18 protein-coding genes, 2 tRNA genes and 1 pseudogene are annotated in these 15,074 nt (G+C 46.3%); 18 read left to right on the top strand and 3 right to left on the bottom strand.

All coding sequences use genetic code 11. The annotated features are described in order from the left end of the window. The first annotated feature begins 21 nt into the window (after window positions 1-21). From QUB44_RS10365 to QUB44_RS10290, 17 genes and pseudogenes are all read left to right on the top strand, one after another. On the top strand, window positions 22-1,023 hold the full coding sequence (locus QUB44_RS10365; protein WP_333366364.1) for a sugar transferase: 1,002 nt from the start codon (window positions 22-24) through the stop codon (window positions 1,021-1,023). Window positions 1,024-1,570: 547 nt separating this feature from the next. Continuing rightward, window positions 1,571-2,008: an ATP-binding protein gene (locus tag QUB44_RS10360; RefSeq protein WP_333162512.1), complete on the top strand. Its 438-nt coding sequence runs from the start codon at window positions 1,571-1,573 to the stop codon at window positions 2,006-2,008. A 161-nt stretch (window positions 2,009-2,169) separates the two neighbouring features. After that, window positions 2,170-3,438, top strand: coding sequence for a WcaI family glycosyltransferase (locus tag QUB44_RS10355; protein WP_333366362.1), 1,269 nt, complete (start codon window positions 2,170-2,172; stop codon window positions 3,436-3,438). A gap of 159 nt (window positions 3,439-3,597) precedes the next feature. Then, complete coding sequence (locus QUB44_RS10350) at window positions 3,598-3,765, top strand: element excision factor XisH family protein (protein ID WP_333366492.1); 168 nt, start codon at window positions 3,598-3,600, stop codon at window positions 3,763-3,765. Further along, a complete protein-coding gene (locus QUB44_RS10345; protein WP_333366359.1) occupies window positions 3,722-3,973 on the top strand; it encodes an element excision factor XisH family protein in 252 nt (83 codons plus the stop codon). Before QUB44_RS10350 ends, QUB44_RS10345 begins: the two co-directional genes overlap by 44 nt. Next, window positions 3,961-4,314: pseudogene (locus QUB44_RS10340) on the top strand (XisI protein). The gene QUB44_RS10345 and the pseudogene QUB44_RS10340 overlap by 13 nt, the downstream one beginning before the upstream one ends. 116 nt (window positions 4,315-4,430) lie before the next feature. Further along, entirely contained in the window at window positions 4,431-5,186 is a 756-nt protein-coding gene (locus tag QUB44_RS10335) for an N-6 DNA methylase (protein WP_333366356.1), read from the top strand. 2 nt (window positions 5,187-5,188) lie between these two features. Next, complete coding sequence (locus QUB44_RS10330) at window positions 5,189-6,064, top strand: SMODS domain-containing nucleotidyltransferase (protein ID WP_333366354.1); 876 nt, start codon at window positions 5,189-5,191, stop codon at window positions 6,062-6,064. Window positions 6,065-6,239: 175 nt separating this feature from the next. After that, window positions 6,240-6,443 carry a hypothetical protein gene (locus QUB44_RS31130; RefSeq protein ID WP_445299886.1) on the top strand — a complete coding sequence of 68 codons (204 nt, stop codon included), beginning with the start codon at window positions 6,240-6,242 and terminating at the stop codon, window positions 6,441-6,443. Then, window positions 6,388-6,696 (top strand): SLATT domain-containing protein, encoded by a 309-nt coding sequence (locus QUB44_RS10325; RefSeq protein WP_333366350.1) that lies wholly within the window; start codon window positions 6,388-6,390, stop codon window positions 6,694-6,696. Before QUB44_RS31130 ends, QUB44_RS10325 begins: the two co-directional genes overlap by 56 nt. Before the next feature lie 19 nt (window positions 6,697-6,715). Beyond that, window positions 6,716-6,913, top strand: a complete 198-nt coding sequence (locus tag QUB44_RS10320; RefSeq protein ID WP_333366347.1) for a hypothetical protein — start codon at window positions 6,716-6,718, stop codon at window positions 6,911-6,913. A gap of 72 nt (window positions 6,914-6,985) precedes the next feature. Further along, on the top strand, window positions 6,986-7,621 hold the full coding sequence (gene yqeK / locus QUB44_RS10315; RefSeq protein WP_333366344.1) for a bis(5'-nucleosyl)-tetraphosphatase (symmetrical) YqeK: 636 nt from the start codon (window positions 6,986-6,988) through the stop codon (window positions 7,619-7,621). Between the two features lie 137 nt (window positions 7,622-7,758). After that, window positions 7,759-8,178, top strand: a complete 420-nt coding sequence (rsfS, locus tag QUB44_RS10310) for a ribosome silencing factor (RefSeq protein WP_333366341.1) — start codon at window positions 7,759-7,761, stop codon at window positions 8,176-8,178. 2 nt (window positions 8,179-8,180) lie between these two features. Continuing rightward, on the top strand, window positions 8,181-8,690 hold the full coding sequence (locus tag QUB44_RS10305) for a CGLD27 family protein (protein WP_333058566.1): 510 nt from the start codon (window positions 8,181-8,183) through the stop codon (window positions 8,688-8,690). Between the two features lie 182 nt (window positions 8,691-8,872). After that, entirely contained in the window at window positions 8,873-9,826 is a 954-nt protein-coding gene (locus tag QUB44_RS10300; protein WP_333366338.1) for an asparaginase, read from the top strand. 119 nt (window positions 9,827-9,945) lie between these two features. Beyond that, window positions 9,946-10,022, top strand: a tRNA-Met gene (locus QUB44_RS10295). 72 nt (window positions 10,023-10,094) lie between these two features. Beyond that, window positions 10,095-10,171, top strand: a tRNA-Met gene (locus QUB44_RS10290). A gap of 409 nt (window positions 10,172-10,580) precedes the next feature. Here QUB44_RS10290 and QUB44_RS10285 read toward each other — a convergent pair. The 3 genes from QUB44_RS10285 to QUB44_RS10275 form a co-directional block, all read right to left on the bottom strand. Continuing rightward, window positions 10,581-10,769, bottom strand: coding sequence for a DUF2949 domain-containing protein (locus tag QUB44_RS10285; RefSeq protein ID WP_333366335.1), 189 nt, complete (start codon window positions 10,767-10,769; stop codon window positions 10,581-10,583). Window positions 10,770-11,003: 234 nt separating this feature from the next. Beyond that, window positions 11,004-11,387: a hypothetical protein gene (locus tag QUB44_RS10280; RefSeq protein WP_333366332.1), complete on the bottom strand. Its 384-nt coding sequence runs from the start codon at window positions 11,385-11,387 to the stop codon at window positions 11,004-11,006. 446 nt (window positions 11,388-11,833) lie between these two features. After that, window positions 11,834-12,034 (bottom strand): hypothetical protein, encoded by a 201-nt coding sequence (locus QUB44_RS10275; RefSeq protein WP_333366329.1) that lies wholly within the window; start codon window positions 12,032-12,034, stop codon window positions 11,834-11,836. A 51-nt stretch (window positions 12,035-12,085) separates the two neighbouring features. Between QUB44_RS10275 and QUB44_RS10270 the strand changes: the two genes are divergently transcribed. Continuing rightward, complete coding sequence (locus QUB44_RS10270; protein ID WP_333366326.1) at window positions 12,086-14,995, top strand: PAS domain S-box protein; 2,910 nt, start codon at window positions 12,086-12,088, stop codon at window positions 14,993-14,995. Window positions 14,996-15,074 lie beyond the last annotated feature (79 nt).

Raw genomic sequence — 15,074 nt, 5'->3', positions numbered from 1 at the left:
GAAATTTGAAACCAGGACTTCATGGTCAGTCAAACCCCAGAGGCAGATTTTCGGGTAACTTACTCGGACGAGATTCCCTCAGTTCACATACCCGTGCGCTTGAGCGTACTTGAAGCCGTAAACTTCAAGACAACCTGCCAGCAACTTTTTTCGGAAAGCACCACCGTTCCCAGCAAGATTGTCCTAGACTTCAGTCAGACGACATTCATCGACAGTAGCGGGATCGGTGCTTTAGTCAGCAATCTGAAATTTGCCAAACAGCGTGGCAGCGACTTGGTGCTCCAAAGCCTCAAGCCGCAGGTGATGGCAGTATTTGCTCTCACCAGCCTAGATCAAGTGCTGACGATCGAGCAGCCCTCTGCAACCTCAACTCCCACAGAGACTAACCCCTCGGACAATCACCTACCGATGACCCACCCCTCAGTGCAATCGTGGGTGAAGCGGCTGATAGATATCGTTGGGGCAATCGTCGGTTTGATGATTACAGGAATTTTGTTCGTACCTATAGCTGCAGCCATCACTATCAACGATCCAGGCCCGATATTTTTCGGTCAAACCCGCTGTGGCTGGATGGGCAGAGAATTTCGGATTTGGAAATTTCGATCGATGTGTACCAACGCCGAAGCCATGAAAGCCCAAATCAAAAACCAGGCTTCTGGCGCATTTTTCAAAAATGACAACGACCCGCGGATTACTAAAGTCGGGCGCATCTTACGCAAAACCAGCCTCGATGAACTGCCACAGTTTTGGAACGTTCTCAAAGGCGAAATGAGTCTGGTCGGCACTAGACCGCCTACTCCAGACGAAGTTGAGCGCTACGAAGTCCCTCAGTGGCAGCGTTTGGATGTCAAACCCGGGATGACAGGGGAATGGCAAGTCAACGGTCGCTCTCAAGTCCGCGATTTTGAAGATGTCATCCGTTTAGATTTAAAATACCAACAAAACTGGAGCCTGGTGTATGACCTCAAACTAATTGTCAAAACTGTAACAGTCCTGTTTAACAAAAATAGTGGCGCTGTGTAGCAACCCTCAACAACCCACCGCTGAACTTTGAGGTGCTGTTGCCAACGGGGGGCGGGAACTCGAACTTGATACTTAGTCAAGCAGACGATCGCTAACGATAGCTACGTTAGCATTAAGTGTTAAAATTCACACGCCCAGAAAATGCACAGCTAGTTGCCAGCTCTGCAATTAGAGCATTAATAATTAGCAATTAGCCAGTTCGAGGTCATACTCGAATGATCCCAGCATGATTTTCGAGGACGAGAAGAACTAACCTGTGTTTAGAAAAGTAGCGACTGCTAACACGGTCGAAGCTTAAATCACTTCCTCGCAAGCTGACTCGGGAATTTTCCCTATTTAAACGCCCTACCGAGGCGGGTTACAGTATCGGAAGTCTCTCATTTGCTGTGCGAGTAAATGGTGCGAAAGGAATGCTCACCTTGAGGCAAAACGGGCTTCTTCAACTCAAGCTTGACTTAACTAATATGTTGCCAAGACCTTGCCCTCCTTTTTCTCTCCCTCCGGCGCTGAGTACAGCGGTGGTGGGGGCCGACCAGGGGGAAGAAAGATGAAAGACAAGCAACCAAAGGCCGAGCCGCACCTTCAGGTTGAAACAGACCTGAATGCTTTAACATCCGTTTTGGAATGGTTGGAGAATATCGTTTTGCCCCTGCTGCCAGCGGATTTTTGGTGGCAGTGCCGGCTGATAATCAACGAAGGCTTTACAAACGCTGTCCGCCACGCTCACCAGAACTTGCCCTCCACAACGCCCATAGACATTGAGGTAAAAGTGTTTGCCGATTACTTAGAAATTAGGATTTGGGACAGGGGTCAACCCTTCAACTTAGAAGCAAAGCTGCACTCGATTATGCAAGAGCAGCGCGATCCTTTGGACAGAGAAGGAGAAAGGGGACTGGTGTTCATGTACAAGCTCACAGACGATCTTCGCTATATCCGTACCGACGATCGCCGCAACTGCCTGGTAATGCGAAAAAACATTAGCTGAGGGCGCGATACCCGCCCGGTAAGGGCGGCTTCTTTCGCAAGGAGTGGAAGATCCCCTCGCCCCCTATTGTCCTACCTGGAACCCAACCACATCGTCTGCAATTCTGCGGGTGCAGGCTCGATGCACGCGGCTGCAGGACAATTTGCTTCAAAATAAATATTATGCGTATTCTAATTTATTCCTATAACTACTATCCAGAGCCGATCGGCATTGCCCCCCTGATGACAGAATTAGCGCAAGGCTTAGTCAAGCGCGGGCATCAAGTCCGAGTCGTCACAGGAATGCCCAACTATCCCCAGCGCCGGATTTATCCGCAATATGAGGGCAAATTTTACCTCACCGAAGAACACAACGGCGTCACAATTCAGCGCAGCTATCTGCGCGTCAACGGCCCCCACCCCAGCCTCCTAGACCGACTTGTGCTAGACGGGAGTTTTGTCGTCTCCAGCGCCGTCCAAGCCTTCAGAGGCTGGCGTCCCGACGTGATTTTCTCGACAATGCCCCCTTTACCGATTTGCGTCCCAGTCGCTTTTTACGGCTGGATTCGCGCTTGCCCGATCGTCCTCAACGTTCAGGATATCGTCTCAGAAGCAGCCGTGCGCGTCGGCTTGGTCAAAAAAAACGGACTGCTAGTTCGCATTGCTGACGCTTTGGAAAAATTGGCCTACCACACAGCCAGCCAAGTCAGCGTCATCGACAGCGGTTTTGTCAAAAAATTGCATTCTCAGGGAGTACCCCCCGAAAAAATAGTTTGCGTTCCCAATTGGGTGGATGTTAATTTCATTCGGCCCTTACCCAAGGAAAGTAACTCATTTCGAGAAACTCACAAACTCAAGGGCAAATTTGTAGTTCTCTATGCTGGCAATATTGCCCTAACTCAAGGCTTGCAAACAGTTGTCCAAGCAGCGGCTCGTTTGAAACACATAACCGAAATTGCTTTTGTAATTGTGGGGGAATCAACAGCCTTGGCGCGATTGCAACAAGATTGCGAAACTTACAAAGCTAATAATGTAATGCTGCTACCATTTGAACCGCGAGAAAAATTGCCCGAATTGTTAGCTGCTGCTGATGTTAGTTTAGTCGTACAAAAGCGCCGCGTTACTAACTTCAATATGCCTTCAAAAATTCAAGTAATTCTCGCCAGCGGCAGGGCTATTTTGGCGTCGGTTCCCGAAACCGGTACGGCCCAGAAAGCAGTGCAGCAAAGCGGTGGCGGGGTGGTGGTAGCGCCGGAAGATCCGCAGGCTTTGGCTGAGGCTGTTGAGGATTTGTACCTGCACCCTGCCAAGGTGGATGCGTTGGGCGACCAAGGCAGAAATTATGCTGTGGAGAATTACGGATTTGAGGAAGCTTTGAATCATTATGAAGCTTTATTTGCGGCGGTGGCAGCGAGTCATGGTGATAAGCTGTTGCAGCCTTTGCCGAAATAATAAGCTCATTAGGTTAGTGAGTACCGACCTTTATTTGTTTCTTGGTGAAACCGAATCTTAAGAGTTATAATGTATTTACTGTATTTAAAGAGCGATTAATATTTAACTGTTTTTACAAGGCCTGCCAAAGACACATATCACAATGCAGTTAAAAATGCCCTGCTAAAAGATGGTTGGAGAATTACGGCTGACCCGTACTTCATCAAATATGAGGATGCGGAGTTGTATGCCGATATAGCAGCAGAAAAGCCGATCGCCGCAGAACGCCAAGGACAAAAAATAGTTGTTGAAATTAAGAGCTTTATTGGGCGATCGCGCTTTGTATGATTTTCACGGCGCACTCGGTCAATACATTGTCTACCGAAATCTGATTCAACTCACGGCTCCAGAATACAGGCTCTATTTGGCAATTGATGATATCGTATACCAAGATTTCTTTAAACGCAAGTCGATCGAAGTAATTACTAATGAAAATCAGGTTTTGTTAATGGTAGTTGAAATGGCAAAGGAGGAAATTCTGGAATGGATAAATTAGAATACTATCGCACTACAATTAAACAAATATTGACTGGATATTATGAAATGACCGTCCAAGGGGCGATCACAGTAGATGAATTAGAGCCAGAGCATCGTCTAGCATTTGACGAAAAACGAGATCACTATCTATGGTTTCGTTCGGGCTGGGATGGCAAAAAACGGCTCCGTCACATTACCATGTATCTTCGGATTAAAGATGGTAAAATTTGAGTGGAAGAAGATTGGACGAATTTGTGCGTAGTTGATGATTTACTAGCAGCAGGAATTTCTAAGGGCGATATTGTTTTCGGGTTTCATCATCCTAGCAAAAGACCTTTGACAGAATTTGCCACAGTTTGATGAGAGACAAAAATTTATACCCTCATTTCACTCCTCATGGCAAATGAGGGGAGTTAAGAGATGTTAAATAGTCAGGCATTAATGCAGTCGAGGAGGGATAATAATGCTCAGCATTAATGAGAGCGGAATACCTTGTCCTAATACAAATTGAGTGTAAAGGCTATAACAATGATGAGGTAACGCTGCGGGACGGGACAAAAAGCCCTGGTTTGTTCGCTTATTTGCGGAGTCTTCAAAGTGCGACGGGGCGCGATCGCAAAGATGTCATCCGTCAAGTTTTTAACGATGTCACCAACCGCATGATTAGCGGCGGATTGCTGCGAGATGTGGTGAATAAGGTTAATGATCTTCACTTCGATAACTCAGAAGAAGTGAACATCCTTAGCAACCTCTATGAGTCTATGCTCAAAGAGATGCGGGACGCTGCGGGAGATTCCGGCGAGTTCTACACGCCCCGGCCGGTAGTGCGGTTTATGGTGAAAGTTCTTAACCCACAAATGGGTGAAACTATCCATGACCCGGCTTGCGGCACGGCTGGGTTTTTGGTACAAGCTTACGAACATCTCAAGGCACAATGTCAGCCTAAAGATTGGGAGATTCTGCAATCAAGTTTGTCTGGAATTGAAGCCAAGCCCTTGCCATTTATGCTGACTCAAATGAATTTACTATTGCACGGCGTTGAGTACCCAGACGTTGAGATAAAAAATAGTTTAGCCAGGGCTATCCTCCCCGAAAAACACCGCATCGTCGCCTACCTCGACAACCTACAATCCAAAGTAGAGGCCCTCAAGCCCCTGCAAGTCGAAACCGCCACCGAACTGGATGCGCTGCTGCCATCTATCCTCGACAAAGCGTTTAAAGGAGAATTATAAACATGGGTGTTGGCGAAGATTTTAAACTTTTCTGCGATTATTTAACCGTGAATAATCGCAGTGATATTTCAGACCGGTACGAGACAATTACTCAACGTCTTAACACAGACTTCTGGCTTTCAAATTCTAAGACTAACCACAGCCTTTATGTTGGTTCTTATGGTCGAGGCACGGCCAGAAGAGGATTTAGTGATTTAGACATGATTTTTATTTTGCCATATTCTTTGTATGAGCGTTATAGTAAGTATGCCTATAACGGTCAATCTGCGCTTTTGCAGGCTGTTAAAAATTCTATTAAAAATAGATATTCTGCAACAGATGTAAGTGGAGATGGCCAAGTTGTAGTTGTTTCTTTTTCAGATGGCATGAGATTTGAGGTAGTCCCTGCTTTTGAAAACACAGATTATAGTTTTACTTATCCAGATTCAAATGCTGGAGGTAAATGGAAAATTACAAATCCCAGACCAGAAATTGAAAGCATCAACATCAACAATATTTTAACCAAGGGTAATCTGGTTAATTTATGTAGGATGACAAGAGTATGGAAGACTTATTGGAACGTTCCTATGGGGGGGCTTTTAATTGACACATTAGCTTGTAAATTTTTAACAAATTGGTCTTATAAAGAAAACTCTTATGTTTACTATGACTGGATCGTCAGGGATTTTTTTGAATATTTGGCTTGTCAGAATCCCAAACAAGAGTATTGGTTAGCAGTAGGGAGCAATCAGTATATATGGAGGAAAGGAAGTTTTGAGTATAACGCAAAGCGCTGTTTTAATTTAGCCCTAGAAGCGATAGAATATCAATCTAAGCAAATGAGCTGGTCTGCCAATCAAAAATGGAGAGAAATTTATGGTACAGTCTTCCCAATCTAATCCAGCTAATAATAGCGATGTAACTGTGTTGGAATCTCAAATCAGAGAGTGCTATAGCAATCCTAAGTGATTTTCTATATCTGTAAAATCTGAAAGTCTTGCTATACAAGAAGTCTAGGAAGACAAGAGGGCGTTTTGTTGTGAGACTCAAATCGGATTGCTATATGGCAGGGTCGTGTGGACTCACAAAACTCACGAAAAATGTGCTGATATTTATGCTGCACAACTTAAAGCATTAAAAACAACTGAAATTGTTTTATCGGCTTTGACAACTACCAGCTTGTTAACAAGCATATTTGTCGCTCAAAGATGGGGAATAATTATTGTACTCTGTTATCTACACTTCTTTTGGGGTAACTATTTATGCCAAAGATTATGATTTAGGAAAAATAGCGAAAAGCCATGCAGATACAGCCGTGAAAATGTGGAGTATCAGAGAATCTTACTTGTCTCTTCTCACAGATATAAAATTAAACAACTTAACCTTAAACCAAATCCAGGCGAAAAGAGATGAACTGCAAAATCAACTAGCTTCAGTTTATCAAAATGCACCGCGAACAAATAGCAAAGCTTATGACAAGGCAAGCCAAGCCTTAAAATCAAATGAAGAAATGACATTTTCTGATGAATAAATTGAGAAGTTTTTACCTAATGATATTAGAAGAAAGCAGTCGCAACCTTAACTTAATAAACAGTATATTAGGGCTGTCAACCTACGCGCGATTGCCTCGCCATCAAATCTGCAAAACTCTGCACCTTCCCTGTTTCGTGCCGATCGCAACCCCGAACAACAGCACCGCAGCACCTACCAATATCGCCCGCGCCGGCACTTCCCCAAACACCAAATAAACCATACAAGCAGCCGATCGAAACAAAACGCTAAAATAAAAATATTAGATCGTACAATTTTGGAGTTAATACTTGGCACTTGCACCCGCGCGCGAAAACGTCCTAGCTTGGCTCTATGAGCGCGTTCCTGCTGCCCGGATCAAACACATCCTCGGAGTCGAACAAGTAGCAGGTGACTTGGCTCGCCATTACGGCCTCGACGAAGCAAAAGCCCGATCGGCCGGTTTGTTGCACGATTTGGCAAAATACTTCAAACCTCAACTGCTGCTGCAAATGGCCCAGAAGGAAGGTTTAGAGTTAGACTCAGTGTTGGAAGCACACCCGCATTTGCTGCACGCAGACGCCAGCGCGATCGTCGCCAGAGACGAATTCGGGGTGGTCGATCGAGAAATTTTGGACGCAATCGCCAATCACACCCTCGGCAGACCAAACATGAGCCAGCTCAGTTGTACCGTATTCATAGCAGATACCATAGAGCCGAGCCGCGGCAACACACCCCAACTAGAAGCACTGCGCGAGGCAAGCTTGCAAAATCTTTATGCAGCCGTGTGGCAAACTAGCGATTATTCTCTTAAATATTTGCTAGAAACTCGCTGCTACATCCACCCCCGCACCGTACTTACGCGGAATTGGGCGCTGCAAATGGCCCGCGAATCGCAGGAAACAGGAAATTCGACCCAGAAGTTGATCGAACAAATCACAAGTTAAAAGTAAAATTTATCAGCAATCCTGTCCTTACTTTTGGCTTCAACCTAACTCCTATTTCCCGTCTCAAACTGCCAACAATTGATCGCGAAAGCGCACCGATTCCCCCTTACCGTATCAATTAGGAAATTAAACACTGAATGTCAGATCTAACCCAACTCGAATACTCCAGGGCTCAGTCTACAACAACCGACGGCACCTCCCCAGACGAAGCCCACGGCCTGATCATGACCGTTGCCCAAGCAGCCGATGACCGCAAAGCAGTAGATATTGTATTACTCCGGGTGGCAGAAGTATGCTATTTGGCAGACTACTTTGCGATCATCACCGGATTTTCCAACGTGCAGGTACGAGCCATCTCCCAAGCGATAGCAGACCAAGTTGAAGAAGAGTGGCAACGCTTGCCACTGCGTACACAAGGCCTATCAGACGCTAGTTGGGTCGTCATGGACTATGGCGACGCGATCATTCACATTTTGAAGCCTCAAGAGCGGGAGTTCTACAATTTAGAAGCGTTCTGGGGACACGCCGAACGCATTGACTTTTCCCCCGCGCCGTGAGGATGGCTAATGTGAAAAACGTTTCTGCTTCTATTTGTCCCGTTCCGCAAGAACAGCGACCGATCAATGAATACCAAGAACTTAAAGAATCCTGGTTTTTTAGCTGGGTAACACTCAATTGGCCCGGATACCTGGCAAAACTAGCTTGGGTGTGGGCTTGGAGTTGCTTGGTATCGGTGCCGATAGCTGCTTCTAGCTTTGCTCCAAGCAAGTATCCAGCTCAGTTTGTCCTGTGCGGTGCCGCAGGTGCCGGTTTTATTCTAGGATTAGCTTTGCTGCGACTCTACTTGGGTTGGTTCTACGTGCGATCGCGCCTTTCAAATCCCACGGTCGTCTACGAAGAGTCTGGCTGGTACGATTGTCAATCTTGGCCTAAAACTCCCGAAGTTTTGCTTCAAGATCAGTTGATTGTCAACTACCAACTAGAACCAATTCTCAGGCGTCTGCGGCAGACATTTTATGGTTTGACAGTATTGCTGGTTGCCGGGGGACTAACTTGGAGTTGTTTGTAATCGCGAATGGAAGGAAGTTTTGAGTTTTGAGATTGCCGCCCACAGCCAACAGGGCACACGGAGTGCATGAGTGAGAAACGATCGCAGAAAGATTAACTTTATAACTCTATAACTGGCAGCTCGCAACTCATAACTTCCACCAGCCCCAATCTAAAATCTAAAATCTAAAATCTAAAATTGATATGACAAGGGGAAAACGAACCCAAGCTCCCGAACTGGAAGTGACATTGCTGCGCGAAGGTATTGTGGAATCTAGGCACCGCGCCCAGGCCGCTGTCTGCGACAACCGCGGGCGTGTTCTGTCTGTTGCTGGTAACTCGGAAACGGCCTCATTTGTCCGTTCTTCACTCAAGCCTTTTCAAGCTTTGGCGGTGACGGCGACTGGCACTTTAGAACGCTACGAATTGACCGATCGAGATTTAGCGATTATTTGCAGTTCCCATCAAGGTACGATCGAGCAATCGCGCCAGGTATTTAACGTCCTGTGGCGCTGCGACATTGACCCCTCTAAACTTCAATGCCCCATTCCCGAAGGCAAAAAGAGCGCCCTGCAATACAACTGCTCCGGCAAACACGCCGGAATGCTGGCTGTCTGCCAGCAACTGCACTGGCCTCTGGAAAATTATTTGCGCCGCAAACATCCCGTCCAGCAGCTTATTTTGGGCAAAGTGGCTGACTTGCTGGCAATGCCTGCCGAAGAGTTTATCAGCGCTCGCGACGACTGCGGCGCTCCTACCTATCTGTTGCAGTTGGGGCAAATGGCGTCTTTGTACGCTAAGTTGGCCTCTGGCGACAATGTGGAGATGGAGCGGATTGTCCGCGCTATGACTCACCACCCGATGATGGTTGCCGGTGAGGGCAAATTTGACACGGAACTGATGCGCTTGACTCAAGGGGAATTGGTGAGCAAGTCCGGCGCCGAAGGGGTGCAGTGCATTGGCCGCGTTGGCGAAGGCATGGGCTTGGCAATTAAGGTGACGGATGGAGGAAAGCGCGCTCAATTTGCTGTGGCGATTCACTTGCTCAAGCAGTTGGGGTGGATTACTCCGACGATCGCCGAAACTCTTTCGGAGACTTACCTGACTCTCAGCGAGTTCAAGCGCTTGGAGGTGATCGGGGAAGTTTCGATGCTTTAGGGCGATCGAGACTCTGATCCGATTTCAGCAACCCCTCCCACAATCTAAAAAGTTTTTTTGATGGAGGGGTTGCAATTTTCAGAAAGATATGTTTATATTAGTAAAGAGACAAAAAGCGACGCGGGATAGAGCAGCCTGGTAGCTCGTCGGGCTCATAACCCGAAGGTCAGTGGTTCAAATCCACTTCCCGCCACCAAATTCAAGCGAACCCTGTAATCTTTAAGGTTTCAGGGTTTTGTTTTTGGAAACCACTAGAGAGAGAAAGCGACGCGGGATAGAGCAGCCTGGTAGCTCGTCGGGCTCATAACCCGAAGGTCAGTGGTTCAAATCCACTTCCCGCCACCAAATTAAACAAGACAAGCCCCGGCATCCTAAAAGTTGCAGGGGTTTGTTTTATACCGTCTGTTTGATGCCTTCTGCGATCGCATCTTCGACAGATTGATATCGTTTCCGGTTGCACGAGCGCCATGATATAGAGGACACGGCACTGCCGTCTCGAAAGCTGTGGGTAATATTAATTCCGATGCTGCCAGATTTGATATGAAGGTAGTTTATTTTAGGCGGCAACAAAAATGAGGACACAGCAATGCTGTGTCCCTACTGTATATTTGTATTTTTTTAATTGGGACAAAATAAGACCCACCCTCAACCTAAACACTTAACCCTATACTTTCCGACGACCCTTTGTGCAAGCTTTATTTGTTAAAAAATTGCAATCCCATATCCATATTTTTTAACTCAGGATTTTAAATTGCTAAGCCGGCTGAGCTTCCAACCAATCAAAAATTAGGTTTAACTGTTCCAGAGTCACTAACCCGTACTGCCACAGAACCATCGGCAGTTCGCTGGCATCTTGTTCACCGTGTCGGAGAGCAACGGCGATCGCAGAATGCGATATTGCCAACTCTCCCCGCAAATAATCGATCAGTTGAGCCTTTCCCATCACCTTCACCGCCAGTTTTATGTGCTATTGTAAAGATATGTAGCTAATCGGTCTGTATCGGAAGTTTAATAATCTTAATTGTCTGTAGAGAATCAGGGATGTGGTGTGATGGAAACCGCACAAAACTGGTGATAAAACTCAGATAAAAAAGCGATCGCAGTCACAATAACTCCGAGAATCAAATATGGGGTTCCGCGATCGCTCGTTTGCTTCAAATGAATTCATTTAAAATTGCTAAAGTCCTAGCTGAAGCTGAACTCCCGCTTCTGTGCCACTGTCGGTTTGTTTGGGAGGTAAAGGATTTCCTTGACGCTGGGCGTCCGAAGGAGTAGTAATAAATTCTAATGGGCCCTCGATTTTGAGGCGAAATGTGTCGCCCAAGCTTCTTTCTCTTCTAGCAGAATTAGCAGCCGTTTCTGGTTCACCAATCAAGTTTTGATAGTCCGAGTCTACGGTTCTGTCCTCCACAGTCCTGAGGGAGTCCCCAGATAAAGTCGTTTCCGAATTTTGGGGCGCTGGTTGCAGTCTTTGTTGGGCGAGAACCGCCGGGGTCAAACCGATAACAATTGAACTCAGTCCGAGAGCAGTGCCAAGAGTAGCAATAACTGCGTTCATCATCAATGCCTCCGCTAGTTGCATCCTACTATGCTTATTGTACCGAGCCGGAATTAAGTTGCACTCTATCAAAAGTAGCTGCTTGTGGAGATATCAATTAAAGTTCCTGTGAAAACTTATAACTTTGGATAGCGTTATCGGAAAAATAGAACTGACGCAGCAACCGGGTTGAAACGCCAAAATACGTCATTTCAGGAATGAGTCCACTAAAAACTCGGTTTGTTTGATTAGCGCGCGTCAGGAGTGGAAAAATTGTTAGTGCTGGATGCACTGGTGGCTATCCGCCTGGGCATCCATCGGTTTTTTTTTTCACGAAAATACGTCGTTGCAGCCCGCCGAAACGCTAAAAAAACTCGGTTTCAGATACCAGTTTAAAAAAAGAATGCAACAGCATGCAAGTTCTAAACCCTTACAGAATCAGTCTTTCCCAATTCTTTAATTCTTTAATCTCAAATCTCTAATAGTATGAGCGTGTAGAGTGAGTCCAGGATTGATACTGCATTCATCTCGATCGCCAATGTTCCCAAAGCGGACGATCGCGCTAAGATGGCGGTGGCAGTCGTTAAAAATTCAGTTGCCAGCGGCAGATTCCGAGTTATTAACAGCACTTTGCCTACTAAAACCATCTCAACTTCAAAACCTGCGCTCATCAATTTGTACTTGACCCGAATGTTGTGGGTTAATAATAGTTCTGCTTTACCATGCCAATCAAATATCTAACCGACTCGATTTTAAAAATGTCGGGCAAAGTGCCAATTCGCATCGTCCTTGTTGTGCCTTTTGCCCTTCAGACTTTCGCTGCGGTAGGGTTGACGGGGTGGCTGTCGCTGCGGAACGGGCGCATAGCCGTCAACGATGTTGCCGCACAACTGCGGACAGAAGTCACATCGCGTATCCAGCAACATATTAATAGTTATATTGAAACGCCACACCAAATAAACCAGCTCAATCTAGATGCCATCCGTCTCGGCATTTTGAACGTGCAGGATGCTGATAATTTGCAACGCTACTTCTCCAAACAAATCAAAACCTTTGATAAAATTAGCTACATTCAATTCGCCTCTGAACAAAAAGATTTTATTGGAGTTGAACGCCTCGACGACGGCAAGTTGCAAGTTCAGATTTCCAATCAATCTACGGGCTATAACTTTTACAGCTACGCGCCGTCGGAGTTCGGGGAATCAACCAAGCTATTAAAAACTACTCTCAACTACGACCCCCGCATCAGACCTTGGTACATAGCTCCGGTGCAGGCAGGTAAACCGACTTGGAGTAAAATTTATACTTATTTTGATGCTCCCAAACTAGCGATTACGGCTGCTCAACCAGTCTATGGCGATGATGGGAAACTGATAGGAGTCCTGGGTTCTGACTTGACACTTTCCAAGCTCAATCAATTCTTGGAAGGTCTAAAAATTGGCAAATCAGGACAGACTTTTATTGTAGAAAGATCTGGGCAATTGGTGGCAAATTCTACTCTGGAACCGCCATTTATTGTTAGCAACGGCGTTCCGAAACGGATTGTGGCAGCCAGCAGCAAGAATGTTCTGATTCGATCGACTGCCCGCTATTTGACAGAACGCTTCGGGGATTTGCACAAAATTGACAGATCTCGCCAGTTAGATTTTACGATCGACGGTCAGCGGCAATTTCTACAGGTGACACCGCTCTCAGACAGCAGGGGCCTTGACTGGTTGATTGTGGTGACGGTTCCTGAAGCCGATTTTATGGAAAGGATTAATGCCAACACTCGGTATACTGTGGTGATGTGTCTGGGTGCTTTGGTGCTGGCAACGGCGATTGGCGCTCTGACTTCTAGGTGGATTGTTGTACCGATTCGGCGTCTGAGCAAGGCTGCGGAGGCTTTGTCCCGGGGAGAATGGGACGGGATGGCAGTAGATTCCCGCTTGATGGCGTCTGTAGAGCGGGAGGATGAGGTCGGTGTCCTGGCTCGCTCTTTTAATATGATGGCCGATCAATTGGAAGAGTCGTTTACTACTCTCGAAGATCGGGTAGAATCTGCGATCGCCGATAAAAATCAATTAATTATTTCTCTGAAAAACTCGCAGCAAAAACTGGCTCTCCATCTTCACCAAACTCCTTTGGGAGCGATTGAATGGAATCTAAACTTTGAAGTAGCGGAATGGAATTTATCAGCGGAAAGAATTTTTGGATACAACCGCTTGGAAGCAATGGGACGCCACGGAGTCGATCTCATAGTTCCTGAAAGTGCTAAGGAGTATGTCAGGCAACTATCTATAACTTTGCTCACTAATACAGGAGGAGTTACCAGCCTTAACGAGAACATCAGAAAAGACGGCAAAATAATTCTGTGCGAGTGGTACAATACGACTTTGGTTGATGCTGACGGCAGCATCATTGGGGTAGCATCGCTGATTCAGGATGTGACTGAATTTCACAGTGCTGTGGAGAAGTTGCGGGCTAGCGAGGAGCGGTTTCGCCAGTTGGCAGAAAATATTCATGAGGTATTTTGGATTAGAGAACCCAATCAAAAGCAGCTAGTTTATGTGAGCCCTGCTTGCGAAAAAATATGGAATTTGAGCTGTCAGAGTTTGCAGTCAGAACCGCAGGCTTTTTGGGATGCTATTCACCCGGAGGATCTCGATCGCGTCAAGGCTGCTTTTGAGAAACAGGTGCGGGGCGATTATGATGAGGAGTATCGGGTAGTGCGATCCCCTACGGGGGCTACGCCAACGGACGGTTCAGTTTGCTGGGTGCGCGATCGGGCTTTTCCAGTCCGCAGCCAAACCGGAGAAATTTACCGCATCGTCGGTATTGCCGAAGATATTACCCAGCGCAAATTAGCAGAAGAATTCCAAAAAGTCGCTCAAACAGCTCAAGCTGCCAACCAAGCCAAAAGCGCCTTTTTAGCGAATATGAGCCACGAATTGCGAACTCCCCTCAACGCGATTATTGGTTACAGCGATATGCTCAAAGAAGACGCCGAGGATTTAGGCTGCGAAGATTTTATCCCCGACTTGCAAAAAATTCAAACAGCGGGCAAACACTTGCTATCTTTAATTAGCGACATTCTAGATATTTCTAAGATAGAAGCGGGTCGGATGGAACTTTACTTAGAAACTTTCAACCCGGTTAATTTAATTGACGAGGTAGTTTCTACTGTTAAACCCTTGGTAGATAAAAATTCTAATAAGTTTGAAGTTGATTGTGGTGACGACTTGGGAATGATGTATGCGGACATTACCAAAACTCGTCAAATATTGCTCAACCTGCTGAGCAATGCAGCCAAATTTACGGAACAGGGCACTATTACCCTCTGCATTGAAAGAGTTAAACATAACAGCTTAACCACTCAAGAAATAGCAGAACCTTCCGACTCAATAATTTTTCGCGTAGCTGATACGGGCATTGGGATTCCCCCCGAACAATTGCAGCATTTATTTCAAGCGTTTATGCAGGGCGACGCATCAACTACGCGCAAGTATGGCGGCACCGGTTTGGGATTGACTATTAGCCGTCACTTTTGCGTGATGATGGGTGGCGATATGCAAGTTGAAAGCGAGTTAGGTTGCGGTTCGGTTTTTACAGTGTGCTTGCCCGCCCGCGTTGAATTATTGGTCAGCAGTTAGGCATACTTTCGTGGATGCAATTGTTATATCATTTCCGGTTACACCGGAATGATGTTGACTGTTGATTGTTGACTGTTGA

Origin of the sequence: Microcoleus sp. AT3-D2, assembly GCF_036705715.1 — a bacterium.
Lineage (GTDB): Bacteria > Cyanobacteriota > Cyanobacteriia > Cyanobacteriales > Microcoleaceae > Microcoleus.
Note: the sequence above shows the minus strand (reverse complement) of the source record. Positions and strands in the feature narration are given on the sequence as shown.

Coding starts and splice junctions, on each gene's coding strand:
- QUB44_RS10280 (WP_333366332.1), bottom strand. CDS start 11,387: ATGATGAACGCAGTTATTGCTACTCTTGGCACTGCTCTCGGACTGAGT.
- QUB44_RS10305 (WP_333058566.1), top strand. CDS start 8,181: ATGGCTAATGTGAAAAACGTTTCTGCTTCTATTTGTCCCGTTCCGCAA.
- QUB44_RS10335 (WP_333366356.1), top strand. CDS start 4,431: ATGAGAGCGGAATACCTTGTCCTAATACAAATTGAGTGTAAAGGCTAT.
- QUB44_RS10330 (WP_333366354.1), top strand. CDS start 5,189: ATGGGTGTTGGCGAAGATTTTAAACTTTTCTGCGATTATTTAACCGTG.
- QUB44_RS10275 (WP_333366329.1), bottom strand. CDS start 12,034: ATGAGCGCAGGTTTTGAAGTTGAGATGGTTTTAGTAGGCAAAGTGCTG.
- QUB44_RS10360 (WP_333162512.1), top strand. CDS start 1,571: ATGAAAGACAAGCAACCAAAGGCCGAGCCGCACCTTCAGGTTGAAACA.
- QUB44_RS10270 (WP_333366326.1), top strand. CDS start 12,086: ATGCCAATCAAATATCTAACCGACTCGATTTTAAAAATGTCGGGCAAA.
- QUB44_RS10285 (WP_333366335.1), bottom strand. CDS start 10,769: ATGGGAAAGGCTCAACTGATCGATTATTTGCGGGGAGAGTTGGCAATA.
- rsfS (WP_333366341.1), top strand. CDS start 7,759: ATGTCAGATCTAACCCAACTCGAATACTCCAGGGCTCAGTCTACAACA.
- QUB44_RS10355 (WP_333366362.1), top strand. CDS start 2,170: ATGCGTATTCTAATTTATTCCTATAACTACTATCCAGAGCCGATCGGC.
- QUB44_RS10300 (WP_333366338.1), top strand. CDS start 8,873: ATGACAAGGGGAAAACGAACCCAAGCTCCCGAACTGGAAGTGACATTG.
- QUB44_RS10365 (WP_333366364.1), top strand. CDS start 22: ATGGTCAGTCAAACCCCAGAGGCAGATTTTCGGGTAACTTACTCGGAC.
- QUB44_RS10320 (WP_333366347.1), top strand. CDS start 6,716: ATGATATTAGAAGAAAGCAGTCGCAACCTTAACTTAATAAACAGTATA.